10 protein-coding genes are annotated in these 13,603 nt (G+C 66.3%); 1 reads left to right on the forward strand and 9 read right to left on the reverse strand.

The window, feature by feature from the left end:
- Nucleotides 1-99: 99 nt before the first annotated feature.
- The 6 genes from CNE_RS16440 to CNE_RS16465 all read right to left on the reverse strand — a co-directional run bounded on the left by CNE_RS16440 (nucleotide 100) and on the right by CNE_RS16465 (nucleotide 5,279).
- Complete coding sequence (locus CNE_RS16440) at nucleotides 100-729, reverse strand: MlaC/ttg2D family ABC transporter substrate-binding protein (protein ID WP_013958209.1); 630 nt, start codon at nucleotides 727-729, stop codon at nucleotides 100-102.
- 214 nt (nucleotides 730-943) lie between these two features.
- Nucleotides 944-1,969, reverse strand: a complete 1,026-nt coding sequence (locus CNE_RS16445; protein WP_013958210.1) for an MlaA family lipoprotein — start codon at nucleotides 1,967-1,969, stop codon at nucleotides 944-946.
- On the reverse strand, nucleotides 1,966-2,466 hold the full coding sequence (gene mlaD / locus CNE_RS16450) for an outer membrane lipid asymmetry maintenance protein MlaD (RefSeq protein WP_041228201.1): 501 nt from the start codon (nucleotides 2,464-2,466) through the stop codon (nucleotides 1,966-1,968). Before mlaD ends, CNE_RS16445 begins: the two co-directional genes overlap by 4 nt.
- Nucleotides 2,467-2,528: 62 nt before the next feature.
- A complete protein-coding gene (mlaE, locus tag CNE_RS16455) occupies nucleotides 2,529-3,308 on the reverse strand; it encodes a lipid asymmetry maintenance ABC transporter permease subunit MlaE (RefSeq protein WP_013958212.1) in 780 nt (259 codons plus the stop codon).
- Nucleotides 3,305-4,123, reverse strand: a complete 819-nt coding sequence (locus CNE_RS16460; protein ID WP_013958213.1) for an ABC transporter ATP-binding protein — start codon at nucleotides 4,121-4,123, stop codon at nucleotides 3,305-3,307. The genes mlaE and CNE_RS16460 overlap by 4 nt, the downstream gene beginning before the upstream one ends.
- 133 nt (nucleotides 4,124-4,256) lie before the next feature.
- Complete coding sequence (locus tag CNE_RS16465; protein WP_371827379.1) at nucleotides 4,257-5,279, reverse strand: Bug family tripartite tricarboxylate transporter substrate binding protein; 1,023 nt, start codon at nucleotides 5,277-5,279, stop codon at nucleotides 4,257-4,259.
- A gap of 290 nt (nucleotides 5,280-5,569) precedes the next feature.
- Here CNE_RS16465 and CNE_RS16470 point away from each other — a divergent pair, with 290 nt between their 5' ends.
- On the forward strand, nucleotides 5,570-6,109 hold the full coding sequence (locus tag CNE_RS16470; protein WP_013958215.1) for a GNAT family N-acetyltransferase: 540 nt from the start codon (nucleotides 5,570-5,572) through the stop codon (nucleotides 6,107-6,109).
- Nucleotides 6,110-6,193: 84 nt separating this feature from the next.
- On the opposite strand, the gene CNE_RS16475 is transcribed toward CNE_RS16470, so the two are convergent.
- The 3 genes from CNE_RS16475 to CNE_RS16485 form a co-directional block, all read right to left on the reverse strand.
- On the reverse strand, nucleotides 6,194-7,657 hold the full coding sequence (locus CNE_RS16475) for a glutamate synthase subunit beta (RefSeq protein ID WP_013958216.1): 1,464 nt from the start codon (nucleotides 7,655-7,657) through the stop codon (nucleotides 6,194-6,196).
- A 120-nt stretch (nucleotides 7,658-7,777) separates the two neighbouring features.
- Entirely contained in the window at nucleotides 7,778-12,571 is a 4,794-nt protein-coding gene (locus CNE_RS16480; protein ID WP_013958217.1) for a glutamate synthase-related protein, read from the reverse strand.
- Nucleotides 12,572-12,859: 288 nt separating this feature from the next.
- A complete protein-coding gene (locus CNE_RS16485; protein WP_013958218.1) occupies nucleotides 12,860-13,585 on the reverse strand; it encodes a transposase in 726 nt (241 codons plus the stop codon).
- Nucleotides 13,586-13,603: the final 18 nt, after the last annotated feature.

Genomic DNA, 13,603 nt, shown 5'->3' on the forward strand with positions numbered 1-13,603 from the left:
CTCCCGCACATCGGGCGGGAGTCTGTGCCGCGAACGGCCATTGTAAAGCAGATCGGCGCGCCGTGCTGCATTGCAGCGGCGCACCGTTGGGCACGCGCCTCAGCTCTTGGCGCTGGCCAGCTGGCGGTTGCGGTCCTGCAGCGTCTTGATCACGCCTTCGACGCCCTGCTGGCCGACGATGGTGTTGAAGCTGCCCTTGTAGGCTTCGGTCAGCCAGGCGCCCAGCACGTTGATGTCATAGACCTTCCAGCCCTGGGCGGTCTTTTCCAGGCGGTAGTCCATCTGAATCGGCTCGCCCTTGTTGACGACCTGGGTGCGGATGGTGGCATCAGTATCGTCAGCCGTGCCGCGGTACGGGCGGTACTGCACGGTCTGGTCGCGGATCTGGGCGATGGCGCCGGCATAGGTGCGGATCAGCAGGGTCTTGAACTCCTCGGTGATCTGCTTCTGCTGCTCGGGCGTGGCCTTGGACCAGTTGCGGCCCATGGCGATCTGCGTGGTCTTCTGGAAGTTGGCGTTGGGGATGATCTTCTGCTCGACCAGCGCGGTGATCTTGGCGATATTGCCGGCCTGCATGTCCTTGTCGGCCTTGACGGTCGTCATCACGTCACTGACCACGGCCTTGACCAGCCCGTCCGGGGTCGCTGCGTCCTGGGTCGCCACTTGGGCGTGCGCCGTGCCTGCGAAGGCAACTACCGTAAGGAAGGGGACCAACAGTCGCTTTATCATGGATTTTCCTTCTTTATCAAAGACATTTTTCGCCGAAGGCGAACTGGCCGGGCGCCATTGGTTGGCGCGCGGCCTTGCGGTGATTGGAACATAAGCGCGGAGCGGTGGTTGCCCCCACAAGCGCCTTTTCCGCTACTTATAAACAAATTGTTTCAGCCCTCACAGGGCATTCACAGCCTGGCGCGGGCCCTGGAGCCGCCCGCGCCACGCAGAGTCAGCGGATACGAACACCCGGCACGATCCGCTGCATCGGATCCATGGGCGGTATCGGCAGGCTCTGGCTCTCAGGCTGCAGGTCGCCCGGGGGCGTCTGCGCAGGCTGCGCCGGGGTGGCGGCCGGGGCCGAGGCGTCGGCCGGCGGCGCGGCGGGTGCCGGTGCCGGTGCTGCAGGCTGCGCGGGCGTAGCGGGCGTAGCGGGCGTAGCGGGCGTAGCGGGCGTAGCGGGCGTAGCGGGCGTGGCAGGCTTTTCACCTTCGGCCCCGCCAGGGGCTTCAGGGCGCGCCGCCGGCGCCTCCGGGGCGCTGTCTGCATCCTCGTCGCCTTCCGGCGGGTTGCCGTCGTAGACCAGGTACTGGCGCCGCTGCAGGTAGGAATCGCGCATGAACGAGTACTTGTCCAGCGCCGCCTGCTCCAGCAGGTTGCTCGCGCCCAGCAGCTGCGCCCGGCCGGCGACGATGCGCACGCCGGTCAGCGAGTTGCGCAGCGATACCGGATAGAAATAGGCCGATGGATCGAAACTGCGGTCCACCAGCATGCCGCCGGTGTCACGCACCGTGCTGGGCCCGAACAGCGGCAGCACCAGGTACGGCCCGGGCGGCACGCCCCACACGCCCAGCGTCTGGCCGAAGTCTTCCTTGTACTTGGGCAGGCCGGCCGGGGTGGCGATATCGATCAGGCCACCGATCCCCAGCACGGTGTTCATGGCCACGCGCATGGTGTCCTCTGCGGCGCGGGCGGGCTTGCCCTGCAGCAGGTTGTTCGCCGCCGAGTAGACATCGCTCACATTGGAGAAGAAGTTCTCCACCGCGCGCTGCACCGGCGTGGGCATGTAGTCGGCATAGACCTGGGCCACCGGGCGCAGGATGCCCTTGTCGAAGTCCTCGTTGATCTTCGCGACTTCGCGATTGAACGGCTCCAGCGGATCTTTCGGATTGGCGGTGGGGCCCGTGGCGCAACCGGCAAGCACGGCCGCGGCAGCCACCGCGGCCAGGCCCTTGCAGAAGGATGGGGCAACACTCATTTGAGGTCCCCTGCCGGCGCCGGTGCGCTGGCACCGGCGCCGGCATCTGCAGCCTTGTTGTACAGGAACTGGCCGATCAGGTTTTCCAGCACCACCGCCGACTGCGTCATGGTGATGCGTCCGCCTTCGGCCAGCATGGCGGTGTCGCCGCCGGCTTCCAGGCCGATGTACTGCTCGCCGAGCAGTCCGGATGTCAGGATCTTGGCCGAGGTGTCCTTGGGAAACTGGTAGCGCTTCTCCAGGCTCATCTCGACGGTGGCCTGGTAGGTCTTGTCGTCGAAGCGGATCGCCGCCACGCGGCCGACCACCACGCCCGCGCTCTTGACCGGCGCGCGCGGCTTGAGCCCGCCGATATTATCAAAGCGCGCCTGCACGCTATAGGTGTCCTGGAAGGAAAAGGCGCTCATGTTCCCCGCCTTGAGGGCCAGGAACAGCACGGCGACAAAGCCCGCCGCGACGAACAGCCCCACCCAGAAATCGAGTGCATTCTTTTTCATTGGAATCTCTTTCTTCAACCCCGTAGTGTTCTTGTCGCTGTCTTGTCGTTGGTATGGCCGCGTCATTTGCTGAACATCAGCGCGGTCAGCAGGAAATCCAGCCCCAGCACGGCCAGCGACGCAATCACCACGGTACGGGTGGTCGCGCGCGCGACGCCTTCCGGCGTGGGCTTGGCCTCGAAGCCCTGGTACAGGGCAATAAACGTCACGGCAATGCCAAAGATAAAGCTCTTGATCACGCCATTGAGCACGTCGGCGCGCACATCGACTCCGCCCTGCATCTGCGACCAGAAGGCGCCGGCGTCAACGCCGATCAACTGCACGCCCACCACGTAGCCGCCCAGGATGCCGACCGCGCTGAAGATCGCCGCCAGCACCGGCATGGCGATCACGCCGGCCCAGAAGCGCGGCGCGATCACGCGCTGCAGCGGGTTCACCGCCATCATTTCCATGGCCGTCAGCTGCTCGCCCGCCTTCATCAGGCCGATCTCGGCAGTCAGCGAGGTGCCGGCGCGGCCGGCGAACAGCAGCGCGGTCACCACCGGGCCCAGTTCGCGCACCAGCGACAACGCCACCAGCAGCCCGAGTGCCTGCTCGGACCCGTAGCGGTTCAGCGTGTAGTAGCCCTGCAGGCCAAGCACGAAGCCCACGAACAGGCCCGACACCGCGATGATCACCAGCGACAGGTTGCCGACAAAGAAGACCTGGTCGGTCACCAGCCGGAAGCGGCGCAGCAGCGTCGGGGACAGGCCCAGCAGCGTCAGGAACATGCGCGTGGCATGGCCCAGCCCCGACAGGCTGCGGCGCACGGCCGCGCCGATGGGGGTAAAGAAGTCCGTCACCGCGCACCTCCGGCGAAATCCTCGGCCAGCGAAGGTCCGGCGTAGTGGAACGGCACCGGGCCGTCGGCCTCGGCATGGACGAACTGGTGCACGAACGGGTCGGTGGAGGCGCGCAGCGCCTCAGGCTCGCCCTGCGCGACGATGCGGCCGTCGGCAATGAAATAGACGTAGTCGGCGATCTGGAAGGTCTCGTGCACGTCGTGCGAGACGATGATCGTGGTGGCGCCCAGCGCGTCGTTCAGGCTGCGGATCAGCCGCGCGGTCAGCCCGAGCGAGATCGGGTCCAGCCCGGCGAAGGGCTCGTCATACATCAGCAGCGCCGGATCCAGCGCGATCGCGCGAGCCAGCGCCACGCGCCGCGCCATGCCGCCCGAGATCTGCGACGGCAGCAGGTCGCGCGCGCCGCGCAGGCCGACCGCGTTGAGCTTCATCAGCACCAGGTCGCGGATCATCGAGTCGGGCAGGTCGGTGTGCTCGCGCAGCGGGAACGCCACATTGTCGAACACCGACAGGTCGGTAAACAGCGCGCCGAACTGGAACAGCATGCCCATCTGGCGGCGCACCTCGTACAGGCCGCGGGTATCCAGCGTGTGGATATCGGTGCCGGCAAAGCTGACCGTGCCCGCCTGCGGGCGGATCTGGCCGCCGATCAGCCGCAGCACCGTCGTTTTGCCGCAACCCGAGCCGCCCATCACCGCAATCACCTTGCCGCGCGGGAAATGCATGGTCAGGCCGGACAGGATCGGCTTGCCGTGGTCCGCATAGGCGAAGTCCACCGCAGTCAGTTCGACGAGGTTTTGAGCAGAATCGGTCACGTGGGCACCGGTCAGGACAGGCGCGCATTATAAGGTGTACTACCTAGCCCTGCTGGCGCCCGTGTGCCCCGCGCCACATGCCCCCTCTCTCAGACTTGCCCTAGCCTCCCAAACCGGTCCACCCCTTTGCTGCTCAAGGCTCCTGTGTCGGCGCAACGTCCTTCAGGATCACCTGCCATTGGATCGATTCCGAGCGGATCGCGGTGGCGAACGCCTCCGGCGAGTCGCGCAGCGGCGTGACCCCCGCTGCCTGCAGGCGCGAACGCACCTCGCGCTCGGACATGACGGCGTCGAGCTCGACCGCCAGCCTGGCGACGATCGCGCGCGGCGTCTTGGCTGGCGCCATCACGCCAAACCAGGCGGCCGCGGCATAGCCTTCCAGCCCCGATTCCTGCAGGGTCGGCACCAGCGGCGCCAGCGGCGAGCGGGCCACGCCCGTCACCCCGACCAGGCGCAACCCGCCGCTCCTGACCTGGCCCTGGACCGCGGCAAACGAACAGAAACAGGCACTGATGCGGCCGGCCAGCATTTCCTGGACCACGGCGGCTTCGCCCTTGGCGGTGACCAGCGGCACGCCGCTGCGGATGCCGCGCACGGCGTACTCGGCGTACAGGTGGGAGGGGCTGCCCGATTGGCCGTAGCCATAGCTGTAGGAGCCGGGATTCGACTTCACCGCGGTCATCCATTGCTCGGGCGTGCGCATGGGCAGCCTGGCATCGATCACCAGGAACAGCGGCGTGGTGGCCACGCGCGCCACCGGCGTGAAATCGCGCACGACGTCGTACGGCACCGGCTCCAGTCCGGGCTGGATCAGCATATTGGCCTGGTGCAACAACAGGGTGTGGCCATCGGAGCTGGCCTTGGCGACCACGTCGCCGGCAATGGTGCCGGCGGCGCCGGGCCGGTTGTCGACCTCCACCGGCACGCCCAGCCGGGCGGAAAGACGCTCGGCCAGCATGCGCGCCACCGCATCGGCAACGCCGCCGGCCGGGAACGGCACGATCAGACGCATCGGGCGGTCGGGGAACGACATGCTGCGGGCGAGCTGCTGGGTCCCGGCATGCGCCGGCATGGCTGGCACCGCCAGCGCCAGCGTGGCACACCCCAGGGCATACAGGCACAGGAAAGGCTGGAGCCAGCGCCGGACTGGGCCCATTGGGGGGCGCGGCGCCAACTTTGCTTTACCTCGCCAAAGCCGCGACAACTTGCGCACTTCGGGCATCAATTTCCTCCGGCCGGTCTCCTGAGGAGGCGGCAAGCTGGTTCTGGGGAAAAAGGATTTGCGAGGCAGTTTTCCGTTAGTTGTTTTTGAAAATTGTAAGGACATTACCCAGGCCACCACAGACACGTAAACCATAGCCGGGAGAACCCTGAAGGCCCCGCCAGGCCTTGCCAAACGCGCCATGGCGGCCAGGGCGCACGGACCTCGCCGGCTATAATCGGCCGATGACGATTTACACCCTGCGGCCCATGGTCACCACCGACCTGCCGGCCGTGCTGGCGGTGCAAGCCAGCTGCTATACCGAAGTCCTGCTGGAGAGCCAGGCAGCGCTGGCAAGCCGGCTGGCGCTGTCCCCCGCCACCTGCTGGGTCGCGGACGATCCCGGGCATCCCGGCGCGCTCGCCGCCTACCTCTTTACCCACGCCTGGCCCGAAGCCACCCTGCCGCCGCTGGACGGCGTGCTCGACGATGGCTGGCGTCATGGCGCCGGGCCGGATGCCCCTACCTGGTTCGTGCACGACATGGCGGTGGCGCCCGCCGGACGCGGCGCCGGCCTGGCGCCGCGCCTGTACGCGGCGGCACTGGCGGCCGCGCGCGCGGCGGGGCTGCGGCATTCGCGGCTGATCGCGGTGCAGTCGGCCGCGCCGTGGTGGCGCAGGCTCGGGTACGCCCCGGTGGCGGCGCACACAGCCGCCGCCCATGCGGCCAAGCTGGCCAGCTACGGCGCCAGCGCGATGCTGATGGAGCGCACGCTGGCCGACTGAGCGCTCCATCAGCACACTGGCGCCAGGACGACAAAAAGCCCGCCGGCTTGCGCCAGGCGGGCTTTTTGTTCTTGCCGGGGTGAATCAGCGCGGCAGTTCGGTGTGGCCCATCAGGAAGGCATCGACCGAACGCGCAGCCTGGCGGCCTTCGCGGATCGCCCACACCACCAGCGACTGGCCGCGGCGCACATCGCCGGCGGCGAACACCTTGGGCACGTTGGTGTGGTAAGCACGTTCGCCCTCGGTCGAGGCCTTGGCGTTCTTGCGCGCATCGGTATCCACGCCAAACGCTTCCAGCATCGAGCCCACCGGGTTGGTGAAGCCCATCGCCAGCAGCACCAGGTCGGCCGGCAGGATGAACTCGCTGCCTTCGACTTCCTGCATGCGGCCATCCTTCCATTCGACGCGGCAGGCCTTCAGAGCGGTGACCTTGCCGTTCTCGCCGATGAATTCCTTGGTCGCGACCGACCAGTCGCGCTCGCAGCCTTCATCGTGCGACGACGAGGTGCGCAGCTTGATCGGCCAGTACGGCCACACCAGCGGCTTGTCCTCTTCTTCCGGCGGCTGCGGCAGCAGTTCAAACTGCGTCACCGAGGTGGCGCCATGGCGGTTGGACGTACCCACGCAGTCGGAGCCGGTATCGCCGCCACCGATCACGATCACGTTCTTGCCTTCGGCGCGGATCTCGTTTTCGCCGTCGCCGGCCACTTCCTTGTTCTGCGGGATCAGGAATTCCAGCGCGAAGTGGATGCCGGCCAGGTCGCGGCCCGGCACCGGCAGGTCGCGCGGCACTTCCGAGCCGCCCGCCAGCACCACGGCGTCAAACTGGTCCATCAGGGCCTGGGCCGAGATGGTTTCACGGGCGTAGTTCTTGATCCCGGCCGGCAGTTCGCCGTCGGTCACCATTACGCCGGCGCGGAAGGTCACGCCTTCGGCCTGCATCTGCTCGATGCGGCGGTCGATCAGCGTCTTCTCCATCTTGAAGTCGGGGATGCCGTAGCGCAGCAGGCCGCCGATGCGGTCGTTCTTCTCGAACACGGTCACGTCATGGCCGGCGCGTGCCAGCTGCTGCGCGACAGCCAAGCCGGCGGGGCCGGAGCCGACCACAGCCACGGTCTTGCCGGTCTTGTGGCGCGGCAGCTGCGGCTTGACCCAGCCCTCTTCCCAGGCCTTGTCGATGATGGCGTGCTCGATCGACTTGATGCCCACCGGCAGTTCATTGATACCCAGCGTGCAGGCGGCCTCGCACGGTGCGGGGCAGATGCGGCCGGTGAACTCGGGGAAGTTGTTGGTCTGGTGCAGCACCTCGATCGCCGACTTCCAGTCCTGGCGGTACACCAGGTCGTTGAAGTCGGGAATGATGTTGTTGACCGGGCAGCCGTTGTTGCAGAACGGGATGCCGCAGTCCATGCAGCGCGCACCCTGGATCTTCGCTTCGCTGTCGGACAGCGCGAACACGAATTCCTTGTAGTGCTTCACGCGCTTGACTACCGCTTCGTAGCCTTCGTTCTGGCGCGGAAATTCGAGAAAGCCAGTCGCCTTACCCATGTTGCGTCCTTGGTCATGCTGCGCGGGACCGGCGGCGTCGCCGGCCCTGCGGTGGGGTCAGAATCTTGTCAGGACCGCGGCGGCTGCCGCGGCCCCTCTGCGTCGTTGCGTTGCGCTCGCTCAGGCCGCGATGGCTTCGCGGTCGCTGTCGCGGGCGGCCTGTTCCTTGGCGTACATCTCGCCCAGCGCGCGCTTGTACTCGGTCGGGAAGACCTTGACGAACTTGCGGCGTGCCGTGGTCCAGTCAGCCAGCAGCGCCTTGGCGCGCTCGGAACCGGTGTAGCGGAAGTGCTGCTCGATCAAGTTGCGCAGGATGACTTCATCCAGCACGCGCTTGCCGTCGACCTTGTGCCACGAAGCCTGGGGCTGGCCCTTCTCCTGGTCGGCCGAGGCCAGCACCGCTTCCAGCGCCACCATCGAGGTGTTGCAGCGCTTGTCGAACAGGCCGTCCTCGTCATAGACGTAGGCCACGCCGCCCGACATGCCGGCCGCGAAGTTGCGGCCCGTGCCGCCCAGCACCACCACCGTGCCGCCGGTCATGTACTCGCAACCGTGGTCGCCGGTGCCTTCCACCACGGCAACCGCGCCGGAGTTGCGCACCGCGAAGCGCTCGCCGGCCACGCCATTGAAGAACGCTTCACCGGCGATGGCACCGTACAGTACGGTGTTGCCGACGATGATGTTGCGGGTCGGGTCGCCGCGGAACTCGTGCGGGGCGCGCACGATCACGCGGCCGCCCGACAGGCCCTTGCCGACGTAGTCGTTGCCGTCGCCCACCAGGTCCAGCGTGATGCCATGCGCCAGGAACGCGCCGAACGACTGGCCGGCGGTGCCTTGCAGCTGGATGTGGATGGTGTCGTCAGGCAGGCCTTCGTGGCCATGCTGCTTGGCGACCACGCCGGACAGCATCGCGCCGACGGTACGGTTGACGTTCTTCACCGGCTGGATGAAGGAGACGCGCTCGCCCTTCTCGATCGCCGGACGCGCCTTGGCGATAAGCACGTGGTCCAGCGCCTTGCCGGCTTCCGCCGACAGGCCGTGGTCCTGCACATCGGTGTGGTACAGCGGCACGTCCGCGCCCAGCGACACCTGGTGGAAGATGCGGCTGAAGTCCAGGCCGCGTGCCTTCCAGTGCTCAATGCCCGGCTTGGTGTCGAGCAGGTCGGCGCGGCCGATCAGCTCGTCGAACTTGCGGATGCCCAGCTGGGCCATGATCTCGCGGGCCTCTTCTGCAACGAAGAAGAAGAAGTTGACCACGTGTTCCGGCTTGCCCTGGAACTTCTTGCGCAGCTGCGGATCCTGCGTGGCCACGCCCACCGGGCAGGTGTTCAGGTGGCACTTGCGCATCATGATGCAGCCTTCCGCAACCAGCGGCGCAGTGGCGAAGCCGAATTCATCAGCGCCCAGCAGCGCGCCGATGACGACGTCGCGGCCGGTCTTCATCTGGCCGTCCGCCTGCACTCGGATGCGGTTGCGCAGGCCGTTGAGCAGCAGGGTCTGCTGCGTTTCGGCCAGGCCCAGCTCCCACGGCGTACCGGCGTGCTTGATCGACGACCACGGCGAGGCGCCGGTGCCGCCGTCATGGCCGGCGATCACCACGTGGTCGGCCTTGGCCTTGGACACGCCCGCGGCCACAGTGCCGACGCCCACTTCGGACACCAGCTTGACCGAGATATCCGACGACGGGTTGACGTTCTTCAGGTCGTGGATCAGCTGTGCCAGATCCTCGATCGAGTAGATGTCATGGTGCGGGGGCGGCGAGATCAGGCCCACGCCCGGCACCGAGTAACGCAGCTTGCCGATGTAGTCCGAGACCTTGTGGCCGGGCAGCTGACCGCCTTCGCCGGGCTTCGCGCCCTGCGCCATCTTGATCTGGATCTGGTCGGCCGAAGCCAGGTATTCGGCGGTCACGCCGAAACGGCCCGACGCCACCTGCTTGATCTTGGAGCGCAGCGAATCGCCGTCGCGCAGTTCCAGGTCGTTCTCGATCACGCCGTCGCCCAGCAGGCCCTTGAGGGTATCGCCCTGCTTGATGGGAATGCCGCGCAGCTCGTTGCGGTAGCGCTTCTCGTCCTCGCCGCCTTCGCCGGTGTTCGACTTGCCGCCGATGCGGTTCATCGCCAGCGCCAGCGTGGTGTGGGCTTCGGTCGAGATCGAGCCGAGCGACATCGCACCCGTGGCGAAGCGCTTGACGATCTCCTTGGCCGATTCCACTTCTTCCAGCGGAATCGCCTTGGCCGGATCGACCTTGAACTCGAACAGACCGCGCAGCGTCATGTGGCGCTTGCTCTGGTCGTTGATGATGTTGGCGTATTCCTTGTACGTCTGGTAGGCGCCCTTGCCGTCGTCGGCGCGCACCGAGTGCTGCAGCTTGGCGACCGAGTCCGGGGTCCACATATGCTCTTCGCCGCGGATGCGGAAGGCGTATTCGCCGCCGGCGTCCAGCATGCTTTCCAGCACCGGGTTGTCGCCAAAGGCGTCGCGGTGCAGGCGCAGGGCTTCCTCGGCCACCTCGAAGATGCCGATGCCCTCGACGTTCGACGGGGTGCCATGGAAGTACTTCTGCACCAGTTCGCGCGACAGGCCGATGGCTTCGAAGATCTGCGCGCCGGTGTACGACATGTACGTGGAGATGCCCATCTTGGACATCACCTTGAACAGGCCCTTGCCGATCGCCTTGACGAAGTTCTTGACGGCCTTCTCGGGCGACAGGTCGCCGGACAGGCCCTGAGCCATTTCGGCCAGCGTTTCCATCGCCAGGTACGGATGCACGGCTTCGGCGCCATAGCCGGCCAGCAGCGCGAAGTGGTGCACTTCACGGGCGGTGCCGGTTTCGACCACCAGGCCGGTGGACGTGCGCAGGCCCTTCTCCACCAGGTGGTGGTGGATGGCGGACGTGGCCAGCAGCGCGGGAATCGCGACATGCTCGGCATCCACGCGGCGGTCCGACACGATCAGGATGTTGAAGCCCGAACGCACCGCATCCACGGCTTCGGCGCACAGCGAGGCCAGGCGGGCTTCAATGCCTTCCTTGCCCCAGGTCTTTGGGTAGCAGATGTTCAGCTCGTATGAACGGAACTTGCCGCCGGTGTAGTGCTCGATGTTGCGGATCTTGGCGATGTCCTTGAAGTCCAGCACCGGCTGGGACACTTCGAGGCGCATCGGCGGGTTGATGTTGTTCAGCTCCAGCAGGTTCGGCTTCGGCCCGATGAACGACACCAGCGACATCACCATGTTCTCGCGGATCGGGTCGATCGGCGGGTTGGTCACCTGGGCGAACAGCTGCTTGAAGTAGTGGTACAGCGTCTTGTTCTTGGACGACAGCACCGCCAGCGGGCTGTCATTGCCCATCGAGCCGGTGGCTTCTTCACCTGCCAGCGCCATCGGCGCCATCAGGAACTTGACGTCTTCCTGGGTGTAGCCGAAGGCCTGCTGGCGGTCCAGCAGCTTGGCCACCGGCTTCTTCTCGGCGGCAACGTCTTCCGGCTTGGCGTCGAGCTCGTCGAGCTTGATGCGCACGGCGTCGATCCAGCTCTTGTACGGCTTGGCGTTGGCCAGGTTGTCCTTGAGTTCCTTGTCGTCGATGATGCGGCCCTGTTCCATGTCGATCAGGAACATCTTGCCCGGCTGCAGGCGCCACTTCTCAACGATGCGCGACTCCGGGAACGGCAGCACGCCGGCTTCCGAGGCCAGCACCACGATGTCGTCCTCGGTCACGTAGAAACGTGCCGGGCGCAGGCCGTTGCGGTCCAGCGTGGCGCCGATCTGGCGGCCATCGGTGAAGCAGATCGCGGCCGGGCCGTCCCACGGCTCCATCATGGCGGCGTGGTACTCGTAGAAGGCGCGACGGTTGTCGTCCATCAGCGTGTGCTGTTCCCAGGCTTCCGGGATCATCATCATCATCGCGTGGACGAGCGGGTAGCCGGCCATCGTCAGCAGTTCGAGGCAGTTGTCGAACGATGCGGTGTCGGACTGGCCCGGGTAGATCAGCGGCCACAGCTTGGGCAGGTCGTCGCCCAGCACCGGCGACGAGATCGCGCCGGTACGTGCGTTGATCCAGTTGACGTTGCCCTTGACCGTGTTGATTTCGCCGTTGTGGGCGACCATGCGGTACGGGTGGGCCAGTTCCCAGGCCGGGAAGGTGTTGGTCGAGAAGCGCTGGTGCACCAGGGCCAGGGCCGAGACGGCGCGCTGGTCCAGCAGGTCCAGGTAGTACTCGCCGACCTGGTTGGCCAGCAGCAGGCCCTTGTACACCACGGTACGGGCCGACATCGACGGCACGAAGTATTCCTTGCCGTGCTTGAGCTTGAGCGCCTGGATGGCGTGGCTGGCGGTCTTGCGGATAACGTAGAGCTTACGTTCCAGCGCGTCCGTGGTCATGATGTCGCGGCCGCGCCCGATGAAGATCTGGCGGATCACCGGCTCGGTGGTGCGCACCGTCGGCGACATCGGCATCTTGGCGTCGACCGGCACGTCGCGCCAGCCCAGCACGACCTGGCCTTCCAGGCGGACCGTGCGCTCCAGTTCCTGCTCGCAGGCCAGGCGCGAGGCGTGTTCCTTCGGCAGGAAGATCATGCCCACGCCGTATTCGCCGGCGGGCGGCAGGCTCACGCCCTGCGCGGCCATTTCGTCGCGGTAGAACTGGTCCGGGATCTGGATCAGGATACCGGCACCGTCGCCCATCAGCGCATCGGCGCCGACCGCACCCCGGTGGTCCAGGTTCTCCAGGATCTTCAGGCCCTGCGAGATGATCTCGTGGGACTTCTTGCCCTTGATGTGCGCGACCATGCCGACGCCGCAGGCGTCATGCTCGTTGCTGGGATCGTACATGCCCTGCGCTTGCGGGCGCAGGTCAATGGCGTGGGAAGACTCGCTGGTCTGCGCTTGGGCCGAAAGATTTTTCGTTTGGTCCACGGGCTGAATTCCGGTGAAGGCTGCGCGAACTGGCTGGGCGTACCGGAACGGGGACCGCGCGCTTTCTCGTTTTCTTTATTCCTCCACCCAAACCGGAAACCGGCGGGACGGAAAATGGGGACGAAGCTGTCAGCGGGCCGCAGCGGCGTACACGAGCGTGACGCGCCGCACAATGACTGTGGGTGGAGCAACTATATGGGAATCGCGTTCGTCTCGCAAAATTTTTAAATGGGGTCAGATCACATTAAGTTACGCACCATTTCCGTGATCCATTTAAATAGGGACATATTAATTTTGCGGCGATTCTGACTCATTCGATGATGCGGCTTGCACCTTTTTGGGGCGTCCTTTCGGCAACGGCTGCACGCGCCGCGTTGCATGCCGCTCCAATTGGGCCAGGAACGCTTCGTCGCCAAGCGGCCAGCCGCTATGGGCATGGCCGCGCAGTGTCTCCAGAGTTTTGCCCGACAGGCCCTCGGCGGTCAGCATCCGGTAGTTCGACTGCCGCTCGAACGGCGTATTGCCCAGCTCCCAGTACGCGGAGTGGTCGCTCACAAACGGGCTGGCCTCGATGCCGGCGTGATGGTGGTAACTGCTCCAGCGATCGGCCTCGGGGGTGGTCACCTCGCCCGCGCGCAGCGCGTTACCCTCGACATAGAGCATCGCCGGCAGCATCCACCGGGCGGGGTCGAACACCGCGGAACGGAAGCGCCCTTCCCACAGCGTGCCGGTGCGGCTGGCCACCCGGTTGAAGTAGCGCGCATAGCGCCGCCCCACCGCCTGCATGGTCAGGCTCAGCGAGTCTGCCTCCTTGGGCGTGGCCACCAGGTGCACGTGGTTGGGCCGCAGCGCGTAGGCGTGGATGGCAAGGTCATGCTCGCGCGCGGCCATGCGCAGGCAGTCGAGGTAGTGCAGGTAGTCGTCCGGCCCCAGGAACACGGGCTGGCGGTTGTTGCCGCGCTGCAACACCAGGGCGGGAAGACCGGCGGGGGAAAAGCGGGGAAGGCGTGCCATGACAGGTCATGCGAGCAT

It is taken from the genome of Cupriavidus necator N-1 (assembly GCF_000219215.1).
In the GTDB taxonomy this organism is placed as follows: Bacteria; Pseudomonadota; Gammaproteobacteria; order Burkholderiales; family Burkholderiaceae; genus Cupriavidus; species Cupriavidus necator.

Coding starts and splice junctions, on each gene's coding strand:
- CNE_RS16475 (WP_013958216.1), bottom strand. CDS start 7,657: ATGGGTAAGGCGACTGGCTTTCTCGAATTTCCGCGCCAGAACGAAGGC.
- CNE_RS16445 (WP_013958210.1), bottom strand. CDS start 1,969: ATGAGTGTTGCCCCATCCTTCTGCAAGGGCCTGGCCGCGGTGGCTGCC.
- CNE_RS16440 (WP_013958209.1), bottom strand. CDS start 729: ATGATAAAGCGACTGTTGGTCCCCTTCCTTACGGTAGTTGCCTTCGCA.
- mlaD (WP_041228201.1), bottom strand. CDS start 2,466: ATGAAAAAGAATGCACTCGATTTCTGGGTGGGGCTGTTCGTCGCGGCG.
- CNE_RS16485 (WP_013958218.1), bottom strand. CDS start 13,585: ATGGCACGCCTTCCCCGCTTTTCCCCCGCCGGTCTTCCCGCCCTGGTG.
- CNE_RS16470 (WP_013958215.1), top strand. CDS start 5,570: ATGACGATTTACACCCTGCGGCCCATGGTCACCACCGACCTGCCGGCC.
- CNE_RS16465 (WP_371827379.1), bottom strand. CDS start 5,279: ATGGGCCCAGTCCGGCGCTGGCTCCAGCCTTTCCTGTGCCTGTATGCC.